This window comes from Nocardia sp. CA-145437 (assembly GCF_050956485.1).
GTDB lineage: Bacteria > Actinomycetota > Actinomycetes > Mycobacteriales > Mycobacteriaceae > Nocardia.
Map to the genome: position 1 here is coordinate 7,334,511 of NZ_CP191204.1, position 22,737 is coordinate 7,357,247.

A 22,737-nucleotide genomic window follows, 5' to 3' on the forward strand; every position below is an offset into this window, starting at 1 on the left:
CTGTCGTCGTGATCCGATTGTGGGCGCGCCCGCATCCGGCGACAAGAATGTCACGACAGAAACTGTGTCATGGATCACAGCGCCGTGCGGCCGGTTCCGGCGGCGCTGCCGGCGTCAATACGCGTAGACGTCAATACGCGTAGACGTCCACTTCGGTCGCCTTCACCGCGAAATACACCCGCATACCGGGGGCCACGCCCAGCCGGGCCACGGCGGCCGGGGTCAGATCGGCCGCCAGGCCCGCGGCCGCCCCCGGGCCGTCCATCGCGCGTACCCGCACGATCCCGCCGTGATCCTCCAGCTCGGACACGGTCACCCGGAACACATTGCGGGGACTGCCCTCCGGATGGTCCCGATGTACCGCCACCGCGGCGGGCGAGAACACCGCCGCGGCGTCGCCACCTGGCGTCCACTCGTCCTCGGCCCGGCCGAAAACCTCGGCGCGCCCGTCCGTCACGGCGCCCAGCCCCGCACTGTCACCGGCCACCGCCGTACCGAGAATCAGGTTCACCCCGGCGATCCGGGCCGCGAAACGGCTGCGCGGACGCGCGAGAACCTCGGTGACGGAACCGGATTCGATGACCCGGCCGGACTCGATCACGACGACCCGATCCGCCAGGGTGACCGCGTCGATGATGTCGTGGGTGACCAGAATCGTGGCCGTGGGACGCGCGTCGGCGAAGGCGGCGTCCGCACCGTGCGGGCGCAGCACCTTGCGCAACAACGCCCGCATGGCCGGGGCCGCGGTCACATCCAAGGCCGCCATGGGTTCGTCCAGCAGCAGCACCCGCGGATGCACGGCCAGTGCACGGGCCAGGGCCACCCGCTGCGCCTGACCGCCCGACAGGGAATCGGGCGAACGGTTCGCCAGGTCCTCCGCCTCGACCGCCCGCAACCACTCCCGCGCGAGCGCCACCGCGGCCTTGCCGCGCATGCCGCGGCTCCGGGGGCCGAACGCGACATTCGCCTCCACCGACAGATGCGGGAACAGCAGGGCATCCTGCGCCAGCAGGGATACACCCCGCTGATGCGGCGGCACCGCAAGACGTTTCGAGGTATCGGTCAGCGCACGCCCGTCGAGCCGGACATATCCCTCGTCCGGAACGGCCAGGCCCGCGACCACATCCAGCAGACTCGACTTGCCCGCGCCATTGGGGCCGAGGACCGCCAGCACCGCACCGGCCGGAACCTCCACGGCCACCTGGACATCCCGCTCGTGCAGCCGGGCGGACACCTCGAGCCCGGTCACGGCGTCAGCTCTCCCAGCAGGGCGCCCAGGTGGCGGGGCGCGGGGGAGCCGTGCGCGAGCATCGCGTCGTGCCAGTCCCGCAGGGGAGTCGCGGCGGGGCGCGCGGCGGCCAGGGCGGCCACCTCGGTGTAGCCGACGAAATAGGTGGAGAGCTGGGTGGAGGTGAGCAGGGTGCGACGCCATTTGCCGACGGCCTCGCCCTCCTCCTGGAAGCCGCGGTCGAGCATCAAGCGCATGGCCTCGGACTCGGTCATGGCGTCACAGTGCACCGACTGGTCCAGGATGGCGTTGATGGTCATGCGGAGGTGGGACTTCAACTGCTGCAACCGGACCGGGAGCCCGCCGAAACCGGTGTCGGCCATGAGTTTCTCGGTGTAGACGGCCCAGCCCTCGATGAACGTCCCGCTCGCGCACAACGCGCGGACCGCGGTCGAACCGCGGAAGCGGCGAGCCCGCGCCAACTGGAGATAGTGACCGGGCATGGCCTCGTGCACGGTCAGATTGCGCATCATGTGGTCGTTGTATTCGCGATAGAACGACGTCGCCCGCTCCGGCGACCAGTCCTCCGGGGTCGGGGCGATGGCGAAGAAGGTGGGGAGCTCGGCGGTTTCGAGCGGACCCGCCGAATCGCAGTAGGCCACGGCCACCCCGCGCGCGAATTCCGGCATCTCCTGGATCACCAGGGGGTCCTCGACCAGCGACGCCAGGTCGTGCTCCCGGACGAAGGCGGTGGCCTCGGCGAGCGCGTCGGCGGCCACGGCCACCACCGTCTCGTTCGACGGGCGCTCGGCCGACACCCGCTCCAGCGCGTGGCGCACGGTGTCATCGTCGGGGTTCGCGACGCCGAGCAGTTCGCCCGCCGCCGAACGGATCTCGCCGGTCAGCCGCTCGAGATGACGGTGGGCGCGGTCCAGGATCTCCCGCGAGCCCAGTTCGGTGTCGAGGGTGTGCCAGAGCCTGGCCTCCCACAGGCGACGGCCCAGGCGCGGGTCACGGTCCGCGCCGTCGAGGCGACCGCCCAGCCAGGAGGTGAACTCCCTCAGCGCCGACACCGCTCCGGTGGCGGCGGGTTCGATCGCGAACCCGGGCGCCTCGGCGGCCAGCGCCGGCACCTGGTCGCGCACCAGCGCGGCCACCCCGTCGAACTGGCCGATCGCGGTCCCGACATGGACGCTCGGCATGTCACCGAGCACCGCGCGCGCCGTGGCCAGTGCGTCCGGGAGCGCGGTGAGCCGGGCGCGCAACGCCTCCAGCCGCACCTCGGCGGGAGCGAACGGGCGGGCGATCAGGTGATGCAGGAGCGGACCGGGATTGTGCACCAGCGGATTCCACTCGTGCTCACGGATCTCGGTGAGCTCGAAGAGCAGGCCGTCGACCCGCTGCTGCAGCAACGCCAGATCGACGCCGTCCTGCGGCGCGAGATCGTCGGGATCCACCTCGGCCAGCGTGTGCGAGGCGTCGCGCAGCAGGGCGACCCGCTCGGCCACCGCACCCGGCGACAGATCCGGCAACCGGCCATCGGCGCGATGATCGCCGACCTCGGCGGCCGGGTGCGGATCGGCGGTCAGCAGCGCATCGACGATGCGCTCGGCACGGGAGGCGAAGATCGGCGACATGGTGGTCACGTTAGCGTTCGCCGGTACGCGACCAGCACGATCACCGCGGCGACCAGCACCAGCAGCAGCGAAAGCGCCACCGCGGCATCCGGATCGGACTCCCGTTGCAGATAGATCTCCAACGGCAGGGTGCGGGTCCGGCCCTGCAGACTGCCCGCGAAGGTGAGGGTCGCGCCGAACTCGCCCAGCGCCCGCGCGAACGCCAGCACCGTCCCCGACACCAAGGCCGGGCGCAGCAGCGGCAAGGTCACCCGCCACCACACCACCGACGGCCGCGCGCCCAGGGTGGCCGCGATCCGCTCGTACCGGTCGCCCGCGGTGCGCATCGCGCCCTCCAGCGTGATCACCAGGAACGGCAGCGCGACGAACGTCTGCGCCAGCACCACCGCCGTCGTGCTGAACGCGATGCGGATGCCGAGCGACTCCAGCTCGCGGCCCACCAGACCGTACCGTCCGAACAGATACAGCAGCGCCAGACCACCCACCACCGGCGGTAATACCAAGGGCAGCAACACCAGTGCGCGCAGCACCGGCATCGCCCGCCACCGGACCCGGGCCAGCACCGCCGCCATGGGCACGCCCAGCAGGACGCACAACACGGCGGCGGCCAGCGCGGTGCGCAGGCTCAGCTCCAGCGCCACCCGCGAGGACTCCGAGGTGATCAGGCCGAAGAAGTGCGACCAGTCCACCGCCCCGGTCAGGGCCACCAGCGGGCCGGCCACCAGCACGAAGCCGATGGCCGCCGGCAGCAGCAACCAGACCGGGAGACGCATCACGGCTGCCCGAAACCGGCCTGCTGCAACGCCTTCCGACCGTCCGGTCCGGTGACCAGGGCGACGAAGTCCTTCGCCGCGGCAGCGTTCTTGGAATCCGCCACCGCCGCGATCGGGTAGGTGTTCACGGCCTTGGCGGATTCGGGGAAGTTCACGGTGGTGACCTTGGCGCCCGCGCCCGCCGCGTCGGTGACGTAGACCAGCCCGGCGTCGGCCTGACCCGAGGTCACCTTGGCCAGCACGTCGGTCACCGAGGACTCCTCACTCACCGGCGAAATCGCCACTCCGGCATCGGCGGTCACCTTCTTGGTGGCCGAACCGCACGGCACCTGCGGCGCGCACACCACCAGTCGCAGACCCGCGTGCGACAGGTCGGCCAGCGCAGTGACATGCGCCGGATTACCGGGCGGCGTCACGATGGTCAGCACATTGGTGGCGAAAGTCTGCGGCTTGTCGGTGATCCTGCCGCCCTTCACCGCCTTGTCCATATTGTTCTGGTCCGCGGAGGCGAAGACGTCGGCGGGCGCGCCTTGATTCAACTGCGCCACCAGATCCGAGGAACCGGCGAAGGAGAACGTCACCTTCGTCCCCGGGTGCGCGGACTCGTACTGGGTGCCCAGCTGGATGAACACCTGCTTCAGGGACGCGGCCGCGAACACGGTGACGGTCTTGGTCTCGGTGCTGTCCGACGAGGACCCGCACCCCGCGAGCAGGCCCGCGCCCAGGACGGCGGTGGCGGAGAAGGCCGCGCCGGACTTGAAACCTAGGCCGCGCCACCGGCTTCGGTCGCCGTCTCCACCACGACGGTGGTCGCCTTGACGCTCGCCCACGCCACGCTGCCGGGCTGCAGCCCCAGCTCGCGCACCGACTCGCTGCTCATCAACGACACCACTGTGAACGGTCCGCATTGCATCTCCACCTGTGCCATCACGGTATCGGCCACCACTCTGGTGACCAGTCCCGGAAACCGATTGCGCGCCGAACTGGCGCTACCCATCCGGGTCTGCGGCGTGCGGGCCTGCTCGACAGCCAATTCCGCGAGCTCCCCGCCGTACACCACCAGGCGACCGGACTCGTCCTTGCGGCCGGACAACACGCCGCCGTCGATCCAGCGGCGCACCGTGTCGTCGCTGACGCCGAGCAGCTGCGCGGCGTCACGAATCCGTATTTCGGGCATGACAGGAAGAATATAGCCGCAACTACGGAGATATCAATCCAATCCATCCGCAAGTACGGATGACAAGAGGTCTCCGAGTGTTCCTGTTCACCTTCGCGCCGCTGGTGTCGCCGCCGGCGGCCAGTACGCTCGAAGCAATCATGGCCACGTATTTCGATCCGAAGGCCTGGTCACCCCTGCGCGCGGTGGACCTGGGCATGGACCTCGGAAGACGCTTGTTCGACCAGGTCTGGGTGGAGCAGTGGACGAGCTTCACCAGCGCCTGGCTCGAACCGGCCGCCGACCTCGGGTCCGGAACCGTCACCGCGCTGATGCCCGACGTCCTCATGACCCTGCTGTCCGAAGGCATCCTGAGCCAGTTCGGCGGCCAGGAGGTCAGCGCCACCCTGCTCGGCAGCGATATGCGAGCCACCCTGCACACACTCAAGGTGCGGCGGCGCGGCGCGCACTTCCAGGCCAAGACCGTGCTCACCGGCCTGCTCTGGAACACCCACCCGATCGAGGAACTGACCGTCATCGCCCACGGGCTGCGGCTCATCCCCGGCGTCCCCACCAAGGTCCGCACCTCACAGCTCGACCTCACCGGCGTGATAACCCTTGCGGCACTGCTGGAATGGATCAACAGCTGGCAGCCCGACTGGGAACTGGAAACCGCCGACGACGGGCTGATCCTGGCCCGGCACCGGCGGCGCCGGATCCGGGCGCTGGCCTCGGCCGAGGTCAGCGACAACGTCCTGTCGATCACCGTGCAGCGCGCGCACTGGCGAAAAGTCCGCGCGCCCAAACGATTCACCACGCTCAACCCGATCCCGCTGACCGGGCTGCCCAGTCAGGCTCGGATCAGCCGGGCCGAACTGGTCGGCGAGCACGTGTTCTTCCGCATCGACCTGCCGGGCATCACCGGCTCGTTCGATCTCGCGCAGATCCGATCGGCCATCGTCGCGGGGACGACCCTGATCATCTTCTGAGAGAGCCCCACTCTCGGGACCCTCGAGGGCTCCGCCCCCGAACCCCTCAGACCTATTGCGTCGGCCACCATTCGAGCAGCGCGGCCTCCGCCTCATCACGCGTCATCGGGCCGCGGTCCAGGCGCAGTTCCTTCAGGAAACGCCACGCCTTGCCGACATCCGGGCCCGGCTTCAGATCCAGCAGCTCCATGATCGCGTTGCCGTCCAGATCCGGGCGCACCCGCGCCAGATCCTCCTGCTCGGCCAGCGCCGCGATACGCGTCTCCAGCCCGTCATAGGTCGAGCGCAGCGCGGCGGCCCGGCGCTTGTTGCGGGTCGTGCAGTCGGCGCGAACCAGCTTGTGCAGACGAGGAAGCAGGTCACCGCCGTCGGTCACGTAGCGGCGCACCGCCGAATCGGTCCACTGGCCCTTGCCGTAGCCGTGGAAACGCAGGTGCAGGTACACCAGCCGCGCCACGTCCTCGGTGAACTGCTTCGGATACTTCAAGGCGCGCAGGCGCTTTCGCACCATCTTCGCGCCCACCACCTCGTGATGGTGGAAGCTGACGCCGCCGCCGGGCTCATTGCGCTTGGTCGGCGGCTTGCCGATGTCGTGCAGCAGGGCGGCCCAGCGCAGCACCAGGTCCGGATCGCCGTCCTCCTGGTCGATGGCCTGGCGCAGCACGGTCAGCGAATGCTGGTAGACGTCCTTGTGCTGGTGGTGCTCGTCGATCTCCAGCTGCATGGCCGGAACCTCGGGCAGCACCTGCTCGGCCAGACCGGTCTCGACCATGATGTCGATGCCGTCGGTCGGGTACTCGCCGCCGATCAGCTTGTCCAGCTCGGTGCGCACCCGCTCCGCGGTGATGCGGTCGATCTCGGGAGCCATCTCCACGATCGCCGCCCGCACCCGCGGGGCCAGCTCGAAACCCAGCTGCGAGACGAAACGCGCGGCGCGCAGCATGCGCAGCGGATCGTCGGCGAACGAATCCTGCGGCAGCGCAGGCGTATCCAGGACACCGGCCAGCAGCGCCTCGACACCGCCCAGCGGGTCCACGAACTCCAGCTCGCCCAGCGTGCCGATCCGCACCGCCATGGCATTGACCGTGAAGTCCCGGCGCACCAGATCACCCTCGAGGGTGTCGCCGAACGTGACCTCCGGATTGCGGGAGACCCGATCGTAGGCGTCGCTGCGGAACGTGGTGATCTCCAGTTGCTGGCCGTCCTTGGCCGCGCTCACCGTGCCGAAGGCCAGGCCGCCGGTATCCCACAGGTTGTCGGCCCAGCCGCGCATCAACTCCTGCACCACGTCGGGGCGGGCGTCGGTGGTGAAATCCAGATCGGTGCCGAGACGGCCGAGCACCGCGTCGCGGACGCTGCCGCCGACCAGATACAGCTGATGGCCGTGTGCGGCGAACAGTTCGCCGAGGGGAGTCAGCACATCGGAGAGCCTGCCGAGGGTTATCGCTGCCGCCGCCAGCAAACGAGTACGGCGATCGTCGACAAGCGCGGGGGGGCTGAGCGCTGCTTCCTCGGACTTCGGCGAAACCACGAAGACGCAGCTTAGTCGCACGTCGGCGCAATCCCGAATAGTGTCCCGCGACCCGGGGCGGGCATCCGGCGTGCCGCGCCACGACCGGTGTCTACCTGCTATGAGAGCCCTGTATATAGAGGAGCCACCGCGCTGGGGCGGGCGGAGCCGACCTCCCCTATAGACTGACCCAGTGTCCCCGGCCGATCGTGCGAACAGTCGACGCCGCCAGCCCCGGCGGCGTGGTTCGGCCGGTAATGCGGCGAAAGCTACCGGCGCGGCGAAACCGCGCATGCGCACCGTCCGCGAGACCTCCGCGGGCGGACTCGTGGTGGACGGTCTCGACGGCCCCAGCGAGAAGCGCTGCGCCGCCCTCATCGGACGCACCGACCGGCGCGGACGCCTGCTCTGGTCCCTGCCCAAGGGACACATCGAAGAAGGCGAGACCTCCGAGCAGACCGCCATCCGGGAGGTCCAGGAGGAGACCGGCATCCACGGCACCGTGGTCGCCGAACTCGGCAGCATCGACTACTGGTTCGTCACCGAGGGCCGGCGGGTACACAAGACCGTGCACCATTACCTGATGCGTTCACTCGGCGGTGAGCTCTCCGACGCCGACGTCGAGGTCACCAAGGTGGCCTGGGTTCCCTTGAGCGAACTGGACTCCCGGCTCGCCTACGCTGACGAACGCAGGCTGGCCGAGGTCGCCAACCGGCTGATCGACCGGATGGAGAACGGCAGACAATGACGCGTGCGGGATCGCGGCGCACGCTGCTGTCACTCGTCGCGGTAATGCTGGCGGTGCTCACGTCACTGGGAATCGGCCCGGGAATCGGCACGCCCATTGCCGCCGCCGAACCCACCGGCAGCGGTAGCGGACAGAACACTGGACCCAAATTCCTGAAACTGTCACTGGATTCGGTGACACCGACCGCCATCACGGCCGGCAGCGACCCCTACTTCGTGGTGTCGGGCACCGTGACCAATATCGGCGATCGGCCGGTCGACGATGTCAGCGTTCGCATCCAGCGCGGCGCGGCCGTCACCAACCCCAGCGCGTTGCGCACCACACTGCGCCTGGACCAGGCCAGTTACGACGTCACCGGCGAATTCCAGGACGTCGCAGACCGATTGACCGCCGGGCAGCGCAAGCAGTTCAGCGTCACCGTCGCCCTGCACTCCGGAACCGAGCTGCCCGACGGCATCTCGTCGCTCAATATCGACGCGCCCGGCGTCTACCCGCTGCTGCTCAATGTGAACGGGCAACCCGCCTACGGCGGCCAGGCCCGCCTCGACGATGCCCGCTTCCTGCTGCCCGTGCTCGGCGTGCCCGGCGGCGCCGACGCCAAACACGCTCCCGGACAACCCGCCCCAGCCGTCGTCGACGCTCCGCCGGTCGCCACCACCCTGCTGTGGCCGTTGGCCGACCGCCCCCGGCTGGTCGCCGGGCAGCCCGGCGCACCCGACGCGCAAGCCCTGCTCACCGATGACGACCTCGCCGCCTCACTGGCCCAGGGCGGACGGCTCGACCAGCTGCTCTCCGCCCTGGAGAGCATCGTCAAGCCCGACAGCGCCCGCGACCGCAGCCTGATCAACGCGGTCTGCCTGGCCGTCGACCCCGACCTGCTCATCACCGTGTCCGACATGACCAGGGACTACCGGGTGCTGGCCAGCCCCTCCGACCCCGAAGGACCCACCCGGTCCGGTAGCGGCGGCCGGGCCGCCAAGGCGTGGCTGGAACGACTGCGCACACTCGCGCCGGGAATGTGCGTGACCGCACTGCCGTTCGCGCAGGTCGACCCGAACGCGCTGGCCGCGGCCGGGGACGTCACGCTCGCCGACCGCGCGCTCAACGCGCCCGCCGACCTCGTCGACTCCGTACTCGGCGTGAAATCGGTGCGCGGCGTGGCCATTCCGGACGCGGGCACCGTCGACAACGAGGGCGCCGCACTCTTCGCGCACCACGGCTTCACCACCACCGTGCTCGCCGACAACGCGGTCGCACCGGCCGACGGCCGCTCCAACCTGCTCACCGCCAAGACCCCGCCCGCGGCGCCCGGCGGCGCATCCGAAACCGGCGCCCCCGACGTGGTCACCCTGGCCGACGTCAGCCCGCCACCCGCCACCGGCACCACCACGCAGCCCGCACCCGCCGCCCCGCATGCCGCCACCTTCGACATCTGGGCCGCCACCGCGCTCGCCGCCATCGGATCCAACCCGCCCACCCCGCCCTTCACCCCGGACAAGGCCCGCTACGACGTCACCGTCGACTCCCGCGCCGCCCGGTTGCAGGACGCGCTCGGGGCCGTCGCGTGGACCGCGCTCAACCCGCAGCCCGGCCGCCCGCGCTCCGCGCTGCTGGTGCCGCCGCAGCAGTGGGGGGCCAACCGGGACGAGGCCTCCTCGGTCCTCGCCCTGCTGGACCTGCAGCTGCGCAGCAACCTCGCCACCCCGCGACCGCTCACCGAACTGCTTGCGCAACAGCCCGATCCGCAGCCCTACACGCTCGACTATCTGGAACAGGCCGCCGACGACGCGGTCCCGGCGCACTACGCCGAACCCGTGCACCAGCAGGGCCAGCGCATCACCGAACTGATGAGCGCGCTGGTGGACGTGCCGCAGCAGGAACTCAGCCCGCGCGCCTTCCTCACCCCGCTGCGCGACGACCTGATCCGGGTGCTGTCGCTGACCGACCGCCGGTCCGGGGGCGCCGCCGCCGACACCAATGCCCAGCGGCGGCTGGACCAGACCACCAAAACCATGGACAACCTGTACGGATCGGTGACCGTGCTGCCGCCCGGCGGCGTCTACACCCTCGCCTCCGAACAGAGCCCGCTGCTGCTGGTCGCCCGCAACGACCTGCCGGTGGCCATCCGGGTGCGGTTCAAGATCAACGCGCCGGCCGAGACGAATATCACCGATATCGGCGAACAGCAGCTGCCCGCCAAGGGAAACCGGTCTTTCCAGATCCCGACCGAGGTCTCCGACAGTCGAAACCTGGCCATTCCCATCGGACTCAGCACACCGGACGGCGTGCCGCTCGGCAACGCGGTCTCGGTATCGGTGCGATCCAACGCCTACGGTCAGGTGTTGGCAATAATTACGGCGAGCGCCTGTGCACTCCTGCTCCTGCTGGTCGGTCGCCGGCTCTGGCACCGCTTCCGCGGACAGTCCGATCCGGCCGACGAGGAGGGGTTCGACGCCGGCGCCGCCCGCGGCCCCGAGCAGCACGGCCGCGGACGCAAGCGGGACATGAAACGACAGGAGGCACGGTGAGCGAGTACGGCGGGCCACGCTCATCCGGCCGACCGGAGGACTCATCGGGCCGGGCCGCAGGCCACCCCGGACATCACGAAGGACAGGCCGGGCGCCAGGACGGGCCCGACGGTCCGCCGCCGGCGCGCCGTGCCCCCTCCGCGCCATGGGAACGCGGCGTCCCCCGCCCCGGACCGCGCGGACCCCAAGGCCCCGCCTCCGGAGCACAGCGAGCGATTCCCGGTAATCCGCAGGGCAATCCGGGCCGCCCCTATCCGGGTCAACCGACCGGTCCCCAACGACACGTTCCCGCGCCCGGCGAATCCGGGCCCATCATGCGACGACCCCAGCAGGGCCGCCCCGAACCCGCCGCCGGACACGTCCCACCCGAAGAGCGCTACCACTGGGGACACCCCGGCGCCGCGGGCAACCGCGCGCCCGGAACCGGGCCCATCTCGATGCCGCCCGGCCAGCGCTACCCGACACCGCCGATGTCGAATCCGCGCCCGATGGCCGCCCCGCGCCCCGGACCGCCGACCGGGCCGCAGCGGCACGCCGATTCGGGCCGGCAGGCAGTGGTCACCGCCCCGCGCGCCGACGAGAAGCCGGACAACTCCAACGCCAAACTCGTGCGCGACACCGGCTCGCTCGCGCTGGCGACCCTGATCAGCCGCATCACCGGATTCGCGAAACAGGCGCTGCTGCTGACCGTGCTCGGCCCGGCCATCGCCAGCGCCTTCACCATCGCCAGCTCCATCCCCAACATGATCTCCGAGCTGCTGCTCGGCGCGGTGCTCACCGCCATCGTGGTGCCCACCCTGGTCCGCGCCGAACGCGAGGACGCCGACGGGGGAGCGGCCTTCGTCCGACGGCTGTTCACCACCGCGCTCACCGTGCTCGGCACCGGAACCGTCATCGCGCTGATCCTGACCCCGGTGCTCACCGAGCACGTCTTCCTCTCCAGTGACAGCAAGGTCAACTCCGCGCTCACCACCGCGCTGACCTTCATGCTCGTGCCCGCCGTACTGCTGTACGGCATGTCGGCGCTGCTCATGGCGATCCTGAACACCCACCAGGTGTTCAAACCCGGCGCCTGGGCGCCCGTGCTCAACAACTGCGTCGCCCTGGTGGTGCTCGGGCTCTACGCCCTGCTACCCGGCGAGCTGACGCTGAACCCGGTCCGGATGGGCGAACCCAAACTGCTGCTGCTCGGCATCGGCACCACCGTCGGCGTCGCCGTCCAGGTCGCCACCCTGCTGCCCGCCATCCGGCGCGAAGGCATCGACCTGCGGCCGCTGTGGGGCCTCGACGCCCGGCTCAAGCAGTTCGGCGGCATGGCCGCGGCCATCATCCTGTACGTGCTGATCAGCCAGATCGGCTTCAGCTTCACCCTGCGCGTGGCCTCGCACGCCGACGTCGCGGGCCCGACCATCTACCAGAACGCGTGGCTGCTGCTGCAGCTGCCGTGGGGCGTGCTCGGCGTGACCCTGCTGACCGCGATCATGCCGCGACTCAGCCGCAACGCCGCCGCCGACGACACACCGGCCGTGGTCGACGATCTGAGCGCGGCCACCCGGCTCACCATGATCGCGCTGGTGCCGATCGTCACCTTCCTGACCTTCGCCGGCACCCAGATCGGCGAGGCCATCTACGGATACGGCCGCTTCGGCGGCGACGCGGCCCGCCTCGGCGAAGCCGTGTCCTGGTCCGCGTTCAACCTGATCCCGTACGCGCTGGTGCTGATCCACCTGCGCGTCTTCTACGCCCGCGAACAGGCATGGACGCCCACCTGGATCATCCTCGGCATCACCAGCGTCCAGATCACGCTGTCGGCGCTGGCGCCTGTGTTCTTCTCACCCGAACACGTGGTCATCGCGCTCGGCGTGGCCCGCGGGCTCGGCTTCGTGACCGGCGCGATGATCGGCGGCTGGCTGCTGCACCGCAGCCTCGGCGATCTGCGCATGGCCAATGTCGGCCAGACCATCACACGCGTGGTGCTCGCCTCGCTGGCCGGCGGCGCGGTGCTGCTCATCGTGGACAAGGTGCTGGGCCTGCACCGGCTCTCGGACTCCTTCGGCGGCTTCGGCTCGCTCATCCGGGTCGGCATCACCGCCGTCGTCATGTTCGGCGTGGCCTTCGGGCTGATGCGCCTGCTCGGCATCCCCGAGATCGTGGCCATCACCGTCGCCGTGTCGCGGCGGCTCGGCTTCACGCCGCCCGCCCCGGATCTGGACCTCGATGGCACCCCGCTCGAGGACCTCCACGAGACCACCCTGCTGCCCAAACCGGACCTGCGCGCCGCGCCGTACTACTACCGCTTCGATCCGTACCTCGACGCGCAGACCATGGTGCTACCGGTCATCCGACCCGATGCGGTTGAACTCACCGAGAAGGTGGAGTTCCCGTACCCTGTTCGGCAGGCAAACGCAACTGCCCAAACCGGCCTGCCCGCGGACAGCTCCCGCGGCACGCCGGACGTCGCCCGGAACCCCGACGGCGGCTTCCGCACTGGTCCGGAGGCCGCCGCGGCGGGCCCGGCGCCGACATATCGGTCTTCGACATACGAGGGCGAAGGAGGAACGAGGGTGAGCGACGACGCGGCGGGCGGTGTCCCGGGCGCCGAATCCGCACAGGCCGCGGGCGGCGGGCTCTCCACGGACACCCCTCCGGTCGGCGAGGCCGGCGGAAAGCCCGGGGTCAGAGCCGAATCCGCGGACCGCACGAGCGGATCCGGCGGACCGCAGGAACTACCGGAGGACCAGGACCACGCAGGTCCCGAAACCGGTGTCTACGAGGCCATCTCACCGCAGATGCCGCCCATGCGGGTGGAATCGCCGACCAAGCGGATCCAGCGCGGACCCAAGCTGACCCCCGGCGCCTCCGTGGCGGGCGGCCGCTACCGGCTGCTGGCCGGGCACGGCGGCGCGCGCGGCCTGCGGTTCTGGCAGGCCCTGGACGTGAAGCTCGACCGCGAGGTGGCCCTCACCTTCGTCGACGCCGACCAGGAGGCCACCGAGAACTCCGGGCACGACGGACCGCAGGCCATCCTGTCCCGCACGCTGCGCCTGGGCCGGATCAACTCGCCCGGCCTGGCCCGCGTCCTGGACGTGGTGCGCGGCTCCTCCGGCGGCATCGTGGTGGCCGAATGGACCCCCGGCCGCTCGCTCAAGGAGATGGCCGACACCGTGCCGTCCCCGATCGGCGCGGCCCGCGCCATCCGGGCGCTGGCGGCCGCGGCCGAGATGGCGCACCGCGGCGGCGGCTCACTGTCCATCGACCACCCCGACCGGGTGCGGATCAGCGCCTCCGGCGACGCCGTGCTGGCCTTCCCCGGCACCCTCTCCGATTCCGACGCGCAGTCCGACGTGCGCGGGCTCGGCGCCATGCTCTACGCGCTGATCACCGCTCACTGGCCCATCCGCCCCGGCGGCATCTCCGGCACCGCGATCACCGTCGGCGGACTGCCGCTGGCCGATTTCGGGCCCGACGGAACCCCGGTGGAACCCCGCAACATCCGGCCCGAGGTGCCCTTCGAGATCTCCGCGGTCGCGGTGCGCTCGCTGGAGTCCAACAAGGGCGTCCGCACCGCCGCCACCGTCCAGCACGTGCTGGAGCAGGCGTCCGTGGTGGACCAGAAGACCGACTTCATCCCCGTGCTGCGGCTCGGGCAGAAGCCGCCCAGCGCACCCGACGAGACCCTCGCCGATCCGGAACTGCTCGCCGCCGAGAAGGAACGCTCGCAGCGGATGATGTGGATCCTGGTCGGGCTCGGCGTGCTGGCCGCGCTCGTGGTCGGCGTCATCATCTGGTGGCTGCTGAGCGTGTTCGCGCCCGGCTCCTCCAACGCGCCGCTCAACGAACAGCGCAATATCGGCCTCACCACCTCGGCGACGCCGCCGCCCGCCCCGGGCGCGGCCACCCAGACCCCCGTCGGCGCGCCGCCCGTCGGTGGGGTGCCGGTGCCGGTCACCGGCGCGACGGTGTTCTCCCCGGAGGGCACCCCGGACAATGTGGGCAGCGTCGGGGCCGTGCTGGACAACAACCCCACCACCACCTGGCGCAGCGACGCCTACTTCCAGCAGTTCCCGGCCCTCAAGAAGGGCGTGGGCGTCCTCACCACCCTCGGCAGCCCGTCCAAGCTGACCAAGGTGAGCATCGAATCGCCTTCGCCCGGAACGCAGGTCGAGATCCGCACCTCGCCGACCGCCTCGCCGACCCTCGACCAGACCCAGCTGGTCGGGTCGGCGGTGCTCGGCGACGGCATGACCGAGATCCCGGTGCGGGCCGACCAGCCCGCCCGGTACGTGCTGCTGTGGATCACGCAGCTCGCGAACAACGGCGGCCAGTTCCAGTCGGCCATCGCCGAAATCCGCTTCGAAGCAAGTGTCTGACGCTCCTCCGAGTTCCTGAGCGCTGACCGCCACCAGGTCGCGTGGTCCGGACCAAATGGCCGCTACCTGCGCATTCTCGCGCGATTCACCGCTGCTGAATCGTTCTCCTCGATATGATCTTGGCGCTCTCGGCATGGGGAGTTCGCCGCTCTGAGGGGATGCATTGTCGTCACCGAACGCAGTGTCAGCATCGAGGACAGAGTCACCGTCGAACGCGAGCGATCGCGAACTATTGGCCGCGCACGCCGCGGGCGCACCGCACGCCTTCGCCGAACTGTTCCGCCGCCATCGCGACCACCTCTACCAAACCGCGCTACGCGCCTCCTACAGTCCCGAGGACGCCGCCGACTCGCTCCAGGACGCCCTGCTGTCCGCGCACCGCGGCGCGGCCGGATTCCGTGGCGACGCCGAGGTTCGCAGCTGGATGCACCGCATCGTGGTCAACGCCTGCCTGGACCGCATCCGCCGCAACAAGCTGCGCCGCACCGAACCGCTGTCCGAGGACACCGCCGACGAGCCTGCTTGTCCGCGAGACGATTTCGCGGCCCTGGAGGCCAGCCTGCTGGTCGACGCGGCGCTGTTCACGCTGCCCGCCGACCAGCGCACCGCACTGGTCACGGTGGAACTCGAGGGCTACTCCATCGCGGATGCCGCTGCCCTGCTGGGCATCCCGGAGGGCACGGTCAAGAGCCGCTGCGCCCGTGGCCGCCGAAGGCTGGAAATGAAACTTCGCGAATAGGACGTTTGCGCGCCGACACAGCCGGGCATGAACACCTGAATTCCGCTCGAACACCGCACTATTGGGGGAACCTTGTACGGTTCCCGTACGTCCGATACGAAGACAGGTCTGTGATTCCCACTCGACGCCCTGGAGGGGCAATGGAGGAAACCTTCTCCACCGAGCTGCTGGCCGATCTGCACGGCGGCAACCTGCCGCCGGAGCAGTCCGCACGGCTCTGGCCCGAGGTCCGGCGCGACCCCGAGGCCATGCGCTACCTGAACACCCTCGACGGCGTCGACGACCGGCTGCGCGAACTCGGACGCGACGAGAACATCACCCACCCCATCCCCACCGACGTGGCCGACCGCTTGGAACGCATGATCGACGACCTCGCGGCGGAGGACACCCCCATCGCCACCGCGCCCATGCCGGTCCTCAACGGGTCCATCTTCACCACCGGCCGCCTCGACCCCCGCGACCTCGAGGAACCGCTCCTCCCGGCGGACCTGGACGAGGACGAGACCGTGCCCGCCGAGTTCACCGAACGCCCGTCCCGCCGCCTGCGCTGGCTCACCGCCGCCGCGGCCGCCGCCGCCCTGGCCGCGGGCGCCGTCGTCGCCGTGGACGCCCTGAGCACCCGCCCCACCACCCCGGCCGCCCAGCCCACCGCCGGCGACGAACTGGACCCCGCCCTCTCGCCCGGCGTCGTCCTGACCGCCATGGGCCGCCACGACATCACCGGCCCCCTGGCCGCGGGCAGCGCCCTCACCGACTGCCTACGCGCCGCCGATCTGGACCGCCAGGTCCTCGGCAGCCGCAGCGTCGTGTTCTCCGGCACCCCCGGTGTCCTGGTCCTGCTCCAAGGCCCGAAAGCGCCACAGATCACAGCCGCCGTCCTCGGAACGGGCTGCGCACCCGGCCACCCACAGGTACTCGGCCGGACCGATATCGGCTAGCCGGCCTGCGAACCCGCCGGAGCGAAGCGGAGGCAATCAAACCCGGGAATGACAGCGTTTAGGCTGTTGTTGACCGGTTCGCTCACGCTCGAGCGATCGAGATTCTGTACTACAGCTTCGGAGGGCCATCTTGAGCACGCCTGTTCGCGACCTGATCATCGTCGGCTCCGGCCCGGCCGGCTACACCGCCGCGGTGTACGCCGCCCGCGCGGAACTGGAACCGCTGCTGTTCGAGGGCACCCAGTTCGGCGGCGCGCTCATGACCACCACCGAGGTCGAGAACTTCCCCGGCTTCCGCGAGGGCATCATGGGCCCCGACCTGATGGAGGAGATGCGGGAGCAGGCCAAGCGCTTCGGCACCGACATCCGCACCGAGGACGTGGACGCCCTCGACCTGACCGGTCCGGTCAAGAAGGTGACCGTCGGCGGCGAGGTGTACGAGGCGCACGCCGTGGTCCTCGCCATGGGTTCGGCGGCCCGCTACCTCAATGTCCCGGGCGAGCAGGAGCTGCTCGGCCGCGGCGTCAGCGCCTGCGCCACCTGTGACGGCTTCTTCTTCAAGGGCCAGGACATCGTGGTGGTCGGCGGCGGCGACTCGGCCATGGAGGAGGCGACCTTCCTCACCAAGTTCGCCAGCTCGGTGACCGTCATCCACCGCCGCGAGGAGTTCCGCGCCTCCCGGATCATGCTGGAGCGGGCCAAGAACAATGACAAGATCCGCTTCATCCTGAACTCGGAAGTCGCTGCGGTGCACGGTGATTCGAGCGTCACCAGCCTGACCCTGCGCGACACCCGCACCGGCGAGACCTCCGAGCTGGCCGCCACCGGCCTGTTCGTCGCCATCGGCCACGATCCGCGCAGCGAACTGGTGCGCGGCCAGGTCGATCTGGACGACGAGGGCTACGTGCTGGTCCAGGGCCAGAGCACCTACACCTCGGTGCCGGGCGTCTTCGCCGCCGGCGACCTGGTCGACCACACCTACCGGCAGGCCATCACCGCCGCCGGCACCGGCTGCCGCGCGGCCATCGACGCCGAGCGCTGGCTCGCCGACCAGGGTGACATCACCAGCAACACCCTCGATCACGCCGGTCAGCCGGTGGAAGTGAACAACTAAGGAGTTTGGCAATGTCCGACGCCAAGACCGGTGCCACCAAGACGGTGACCGACGCGACCTTCGCCGACGAAGTACTGCTCAGCGAGAAGCCCGTACTCGTCGATTTCTGGGCGGCCTGGTGCGGCCCGTGCAAGATGGTCGCCCCCGTGCTGGAGGAGATCGCCGCCAACACGGACAAGATCACCATCGCCAAGCTCGACGCCGACAACAACCCGGAGACCTCGAAGCACTACGGGATCCTGTCGTTGCCTACCATGGTCCTGTTCCAAGGGGGCAAGGAAACCAAGCGGATCGTCGGAGCGAAGGGCAAAGCCGCCCTCTTGCGCGAACTAGAAGAAGTTCTTTAGCGACGCTGGATACGATTTCGGCGTCAGCGGGGAGGCGGAGCGACGCCTTCGGCCCCTGACCCTGACGGCGGGGTTAGTATGCCTGCACTCGACAGTTGCCGAAATTCGGTCCGGGTCTGAAACAATCGTTCGACGCTCCGGTCGCGCGGTGGTGTGAACCACCGCGCGAATGGGTACCCGGGTTGGCGGAAGGAAAGGGCTCTCACGCATGCACCGACTTCGTCACGGCGATACAGGACCAGCCGTAGCAGAGGTTCGGAGCACCCTGGCAAGCCTCGGGTTCCTGCACACTCATCCCACCAGCGATCCGGCGGGTCTGGACGGGGAGTACTGGAAGGACGCCGACGCCACCTTCGACCATGATCTGGACTCCGCTGTGCGCGCTTTTCAGCAGCACCGCGGTCTCCTGGTCGATGGCGTGGTCGGCCCGGCCACCTACCGCGCGCTGAAGGAGGCCTCGTACCGCCTCGGCGCCCGCACTCTCATCTACCAGCTCTCCGCACCGCTCTACGGCGACGACGTCGCCACCCTGCAGCGTCGGCTGCAGGATCTCGGCTTCTATGTGGGCCGGGTCGACGGGTACTTCGGCCCGCACACCCACGACGCGCTCACCGCGTTCCAGCGCGAGATCGGGCTCTCCTCGGACGGCATCTGCGGTCCGGACACGCTGCGCTCGCTGGATCTGCTGGGCGCTCGCGTCACCGGCGGCAATCCGCATCGGATCGCCGAGGAAGAGGTGGTGCACCGGGCCGGGCCGCAGCTCACCGGCAAGCGCATCGTCATCGATCCGGGTCTGGGTGGGCCGGACAAGGGTTCGCCGGTGCCGACCGAATTCGGTGACGTCTACGAATCGGAGATCCTCTGGGATTTGGCCAGCCGGCTCGAAGGCCGCATGGCGGCAACGGGTATGGAGACCTTCCTGTCGCGGCCGTGGGGGGCCAACCCCTCCGATGCCGAGCGCGCCGAGACCTCCAATACCTTCGACGCCGATCTGATGATCTCGCTGCGCTGCGCCAGCAGTGACAACGATTCCGCCAGCGGCGTGGCCAGCTTCCACTTCGGCAACTCGCACGGCTCGACCTCGATGATCGGTCAGGTGCTGGCCGGGTTCATCCAGCGCGAGATCGTGGCCCGTACCTCGCTGCAGGACTGCCGGACCCACGCCCGCACCTGGGACCTGCTGCGCCTCACCAAGATGCCGACCGTGCAGGTCGACATCGGCTATCTCACCAGTGATTACGACGCGTCGGTGCTGACCAACCCGCGCATGCGCGACGTCATCGCCGAGGCCATCCTGATCTCGGTGAAGCGGCTGTACCTGCTGGGCCAGGACGACCAGCCCACCGGCACTTACACATTCGCCGAATTGCTCGCCGAAGAGTTGGCCGCCGCAGACCGGCTGTAATGTTTCACATGAAACAACCCCGCCTCCCGAACTTCCGGGAGGCGGGGTTTTCGTTGCGGTGGAACCGGACGGGGGAGTGGTCAGCGGGTGGAGATACGGGTCGGCATGGTGAGCGCCGCCGCCGCGAGAAGCTGATCGAGCGCGCGCTCGACGTCTTCCTTCCACAGGTGCTCGTGATCCAATTCCAGCCGCAGGCGCGGGAACCGATGATGCGAGGCGACCACCTTGAAGCCGACGTCCTCCAGGAAGTCGGCCTCGATCATGCAGTTCTCGGGGGAGCATCCCGAGGGCGACGGCGCGGGGGAGCGCAGCGGCGAGCCGATCCGCTCGCGCAGCGACAGGGAACCGACGGCAGGCATGGAACTGGTCGGCGGATCCTTGCGAATGCCGAACGCCTCGATGGCCCGCACACCGCGGCGCACCAGATCGCCCACCACGGCCTGGAGCAACTGCTGACCAACCTGCTCCCCTTGGAACGGGATTTCGGCGCTCAGCGTGGTCAGCAGCACCGCATCCGGGCTCACCGGGGACGTGGGGAAGAGACCCGCGCGCGGGACGGCGCTCGGCGGCGCGTAGATGGCGCAGCCGGCCGGTTTGTCCTCGATCACGGCGACCTGACCGCACAACCCCCACTGCAACATGACGGTCGAGAGCCAGGCCTCCTTCTCGAAGACCGGGTCACTGAAGCTATGGGAATCCGCTGCCACCGCCGGATCGATCTCCCAGAACACGCATCGCCGCGCATGCACCGGAAGTTTGTCGAGTCCGCCGAGGGTAAGCGCGGTCACGCTGGTCGACACCGCTCTGCTCAGCCTCCAGCTGTCTGATTCATCCACACTCACGCCGCATCACACAGTGCTCGCCAGCAAGAATAAGCGATCAACGCTTTACGCCTCTCCAGGGCCGTATACCCGAACGTCACAGTGACGTTTCCACTGTGACCTCCGGGATGGGCCCTCCTTAGGGCCTGGACTGCTCCATCATGCTGACAATCCGCTCCAGATCGTCGATGGAGCCGAATTCGACAGTGATCTTTCCCTTGCGCTTGCCGAGGCTGACCGTGACGCGAGTGTCGAACGACTCCGACAACCGCTCCGCCACATCCTGCAGACCCGGCATCTGAATCGGCTTCCGCTTCGGCACCGGGGGAGCGGCCGCATCCGGATTCCGGTTCGCCAGCGTCACCGCTTCCTCGGTGGCCCGGACCGACATGCCCTCGGCGACGATCCGCGCGGCCAACGCCTCCTGCGCATCGGCACCCGCCTCCAACGCCAGCAGAGCGCGCGCGTGGCCGGCGGACAAGACGTTCGCGGCCACCCGGCGCTGCACCGGGATCGGAAGCTTCAACAGCCGAATCATATTCGTCACCACCGGACGCGAACGGCCGATCCGCGAAGCCAGTTCCTCGTGGGTGACGCCGAACTCCTCCAGCAGCTGCTGATAGGCGGCCGCCTCTTCAAGCGGGTTCAGCTGCACGCGATGGATGTTCTCCAGCAACGCATCCCGCAGCATGGAGTCGTCCGCGGTCTCGCGCACGATAGCGGGGATGGCTTCCAGCCCCGCCTCCTGGCTGGCCCGCCACCGCCGCTCACCCATGATGAGCTGATAGCGGGGGACCGGTCCGGACTCGACCTGACGCACCACGATGGGCTGCATCAGACCGAATTCCTTGATGGAGTGCACCAGTTCGGCCAGCGCCTCTTCTTCGAAGACGGAGCGCGGCTGCTTCGGGTTGGGCTCGATCTGCTGTGGCGGGATCTCGCGGTACACCGCGCCCGGGTCCGCGCCGTCGGCCGACTCGACCGGATCGGGGACCCGATGCAGGTACGCCGACGCGGGCTGCGGCCCAACCGGATCGACACCGATGACGACATTGGCCGCGGCACTGCCGAGCCCGCCCGGTGTGGTGGCCGGTCCGGTCGGAATCAATGCCGCGAGGCCGCGCCCCAGTCCACCCTTCTTCGCCTGACTCATCGGCCTACCGACCCCTTCCATTGTTCACCGTCACCGCCGCCGAGATTTATCTACACACCGGATTGTGCGTCCGAAACGGGCACCGGCGCGGCTTGGCGCGCCGAGTTCCGCGACGCGATCTCACGACCGGCGTCGAGGTAGCTCATCGCGCCCCGCGAGCCCGGATCGTAATCGAGGACGGTCATGCCGTACCCGGGAGCCTCCGACACCTTCACGCTGCGGGGGATGACCGAGCGCAGCACCGCGTCACCGAAGTGCGAGCGGACTTCCTCGGCCACCTGATCGGCGAGCTTGGTGCGGCCGTCGTACATGGTGAGCACGACGGTGGAGACATGCAGTCCGGGATTCAGGTGCGCTTGCACCAGACCGATATTGCGGAGCAGCTGACCCACGCCCTCGAGTGCGTAGTACTCGCACTGGATGGGGATCAGCACCTCCTTGGCCGCGACCATGGCATTGACGGTGAGCAGCCCCAGCGACGGCGGGCAGTCGATCATCACGTAATCGATGTCGTACCCGGCGAGGTTCGCTTCCTGGATGGCGGCCTTGAGGCGACCCTCGCGGGCGACCATGGAGACGAGTTCGATCTCGGCGCCGGCGAGGTCGATGGTGGCGGGGATGCAGAGCAGTCGTTCATTGTGCGGGCTCTGCTGGATGGCGTCGCTGACCGAGCACTCGCCGATGAGGAGTTCATAGCTGGACGGGGTGCCCGACTGATGGGGGACGCCGAGCGCGGTGCTGGCGTTGCCCTGCGGGTCGAGGTCGATGACGAGGACCCGCATGCCCTGGATGGCGAGCGCGGCAGCCAGATTCACGGCCGTGGTGGTCTTACCCACGCCGCCCTTCTGGTTGGCGATGGTGATGACGCGCTGTTCTTTCGGACGCGGAATGTGGGCATTGGTTCCCGACCGCACCTGGCTGGCGCGCTGCGCCTCGGCGGCAATCGGGGTGTCGGCGGAGATGTTGCCGTAGGGGGTGCGGCTGAACTCGTCCGTATCGAAGGGACCGCTATCGAGCATGCCGGGAACCCGAGACGTTGTTTCCCGTGAAACATTCGCCGGACCGTTGGACATACAGGCTCCTAACCCCGAGAACTCAAAGACACGTGGCCGAGCTGAAATTCGCGCGCCTGGCAGCAGCAGCCGCGTCACTGCGTTGTCACTGAGGGCTGGCTGGAATCGGCTGGAAGTCGTTCATCGCTCGACGTTCATTAGCTTGCCAGTAGAGGACACAATACGGAAGTTGAACGCACAGCTTCGCACCACGACACACCCCGAGGCG

General features: G+C 69.4%; 18 protein-coding genes. 9 read left to right on the forward strand and 9 right to left on the reverse strand.

Annotation, left to right across the window (positions count from 1 at the left end):
• Positions 1 to 130: 130 nt before the first annotated feature.
• From ACQPYY_RS33940 to ACQPYY_RS33960, 5 genes are read right to left on the reverse strand one after another with little or no spacing between them, the layout of a single operon-like run.
• Positions 131 to 1,249 (reverse strand): sulfate/molybdate ABC transporter ATP-binding protein, encoded by a 1,119-nt coding sequence (locus ACQPYY_RS33940; RefSeq protein ID WP_433592266.1) that lies wholly within the window; start codon positions 1,247 to 1,249, stop codon positions 131 to 133.
• The gene (locus ACQPYY_RS33945) at positions 1,246 to 2,865 is read right to left on the reverse strand and encodes a DUF885 domain-containing protein (protein ID WP_433592267.1); all 1,620 of its coding nucleotides are present in this window, start codon (positions 2,863 to 2,865) and stop codon (positions 1,246 to 1,248) included. The genes ACQPYY_RS33940 and ACQPYY_RS33945 overlap by 4 nt, the downstream gene beginning before the upstream one ends.
• Before the next feature lie 5 nt (positions 2,866 to 2,870).
• Positions 2,871 to 3,638 carry an ABC transporter permease gene (locus ACQPYY_RS33950; RefSeq protein WP_433592268.1) on the reverse strand — a complete coding sequence of 256 codons (768 nt, stop codon included), beginning with the start codon at positions 3,636 to 3,638 and terminating at the stop codon, positions 2,871 to 2,873.
• Entirely contained in the window at positions 3,638 to 4,468 is an 831-nt protein-coding gene (gene modA / locus ACQPYY_RS33955; protein WP_433592269.1) for a molybdate ABC transporter substrate-binding protein, read from the reverse strand. Before modA ends, ACQPYY_RS33950 begins: the two co-directional genes overlap by 1 nt.
• A complete protein-coding gene (locus ACQPYY_RS33960; protein ID WP_433592270.1) occupies positions 4,402 to 4,815 on the reverse strand; it encodes a TOBE domain-containing protein in 414 nt (137 codons plus the stop codon). The genes modA and ACQPYY_RS33960 overlap by 67 nt, the downstream gene beginning before the upstream one ends.
• 140 nt (positions 4,816 to 4,955) lie before the next feature.
• On the opposite strand from ACQPYY_RS33960, the gene ACQPYY_RS33965 reads away from it, so the two are divergent.
• On the forward strand, positions 4,956 to 5,783 hold the full coding sequence (locus ACQPYY_RS33965) for a hypothetical protein (RefSeq protein ID WP_433592271.1): 828 nt from the start codon (positions 4,956 to 4,958) through the stop codon (positions 5,781 to 5,783).
• Positions 5,784 to 5,835: 52 nt separating this feature from the next.
• Here the strand turns inward: ACQPYY_RS33965 and ACQPYY_RS33970 are convergent, their stop codons facing one another.
• Positions 5,836 to 7,314: a CCA tRNA nucleotidyltransferase gene (locus tag ACQPYY_RS33970; RefSeq protein ID WP_433592272.1), complete on the reverse strand. Its 1,479-nt coding sequence runs from the start codon at positions 7,312 to 7,314 to the stop codon at positions 5,836 to 5,838.
• Positions 7,315 to 7,486: 172 nt separating this feature from the next.
• On the opposite strand from ACQPYY_RS33970, the gene ACQPYY_RS33975 reads away from it, so the two are divergent.
• The 8 genes from ACQPYY_RS33975 (at position 7,487) to ACQPYY_RS34010 (ending at position 19,482) form a co-directional block, all read left to right on the forward strand.
• Complete coding sequence (locus tag ACQPYY_RS33975) at positions 7,487 to 8,041, forward strand: NUDIX hydrolase (RefSeq protein WP_357088536.1); 555 nt, start codon at positions 7,487 to 7,489, stop codon at positions 8,039 to 8,041.
• Positions 8,038 to 10,569, forward strand: coding sequence for a DUF6049 family protein (locus ACQPYY_RS33980; protein ID WP_433592273.1), 2,532 nt, complete (start codon positions 8,038 to 8,040; stop codon positions 10,567 to 10,569). Before ACQPYY_RS33975 ends, ACQPYY_RS33980 begins: the two co-directional genes overlap by 4 nt.
• A gap of 470 nt (positions 10,570 to 11,039) precedes the next feature.
• Positions 11,040 to 14,939, forward strand: coding sequence for a murein biosynthesis integral membrane protein MurJ (locus tag ACQPYY_RS33985; RefSeq protein WP_433594801.1), 3,900 nt, complete (start codon positions 11,040 to 11,042; stop codon positions 14,937 to 14,939).
• Positions 14,940 to 15,120: 181 nt separating this feature from the next.
• A complete protein-coding gene (gene sigM, locus ACQPYY_RS33990) occupies positions 15,121 to 15,678 on the forward strand; it encodes an RNA polymerase sigma factor SigM (protein ID WP_379102959.1) in 558 nt (185 codons plus the stop codon).
• A 140-nt stretch (positions 15,679 to 15,818) separates the two neighbouring features.
• Complete coding sequence (locus ACQPYY_RS33995; RefSeq protein WP_433592274.1) at positions 15,819 to 16,616, forward strand: hypothetical protein; 798 nt, start codon at positions 15,819 to 15,821, stop codon at positions 16,614 to 16,616.
• Between the two features lie 130 nt (positions 16,617 to 16,746).
• A complete protein-coding gene (trxB, locus tag ACQPYY_RS34000) occupies positions 16,747 to 17,730 on the forward strand; it encodes a thioredoxin-disulfide reductase (protein ID WP_379102964.1) in 984 nt (327 codons plus the stop codon).
• Positions 17,731 to 17,741: 11 nt separating this feature from the next.
• Complete coding sequence (gene trxA / locus ACQPYY_RS34005; protein ID WP_357088521.1) at positions 17,742 to 18,077, forward strand: thioredoxin; 336 nt, start codon at positions 17,742 to 17,744, stop codon at positions 18,075 to 18,077.
• Between the two features lie 208 nt (positions 18,078 to 18,285).
• The gene (locus tag ACQPYY_RS34010) at positions 18,286 to 19,482 is read left to right on the forward strand and encodes an N-acetylmuramoyl-L-alanine amidase (protein ID WP_379102968.1); all 1,197 of its coding nucleotides are present in this window, start codon (positions 18,286 to 18,288) and stop codon (positions 19,480 to 19,482) included.
• A gap of 80 nt (positions 19,483 to 19,562) precedes the next feature.
• Here ACQPYY_RS34010 and ACQPYY_RS34015 read toward each other — a convergent pair whose 3' ends face one another.
• The 3 genes from ACQPYY_RS34015 to ACQPYY_RS34025 form a co-directional block, all read right to left on the reverse strand.
• Entirely contained in the window at positions 19,563 to 20,282 is a 720-nt protein-coding gene (locus ACQPYY_RS34015) for a GNAT family N-acetyltransferase (RefSeq protein ID WP_379102970.1), read from the reverse strand.
• Positions 20,283 to 20,442: 160 nt separating this feature from the next.
• The gene (locus ACQPYY_RS34020; protein ID WP_433592275.1) at positions 20,443 to 21,456 is read right to left on the reverse strand and encodes a ParB/RepB/Spo0J family partition protein; all 1,014 of its coding nucleotides are present in this window, start codon (positions 21,454 to 21,456) and stop codon (positions 20,443 to 20,445) included.
• Positions 21,457 to 21,506: 50 nt separating this feature from the next.
• Entirely contained in the window at positions 21,507 to 22,475 is a 969-nt protein-coding gene (locus tag ACQPYY_RS34025) for a ParA family protein (RefSeq protein WP_379102974.1), read from the reverse strand.
• Positions 22,476 to 22,737: the final 262 nt, after the last annotated feature.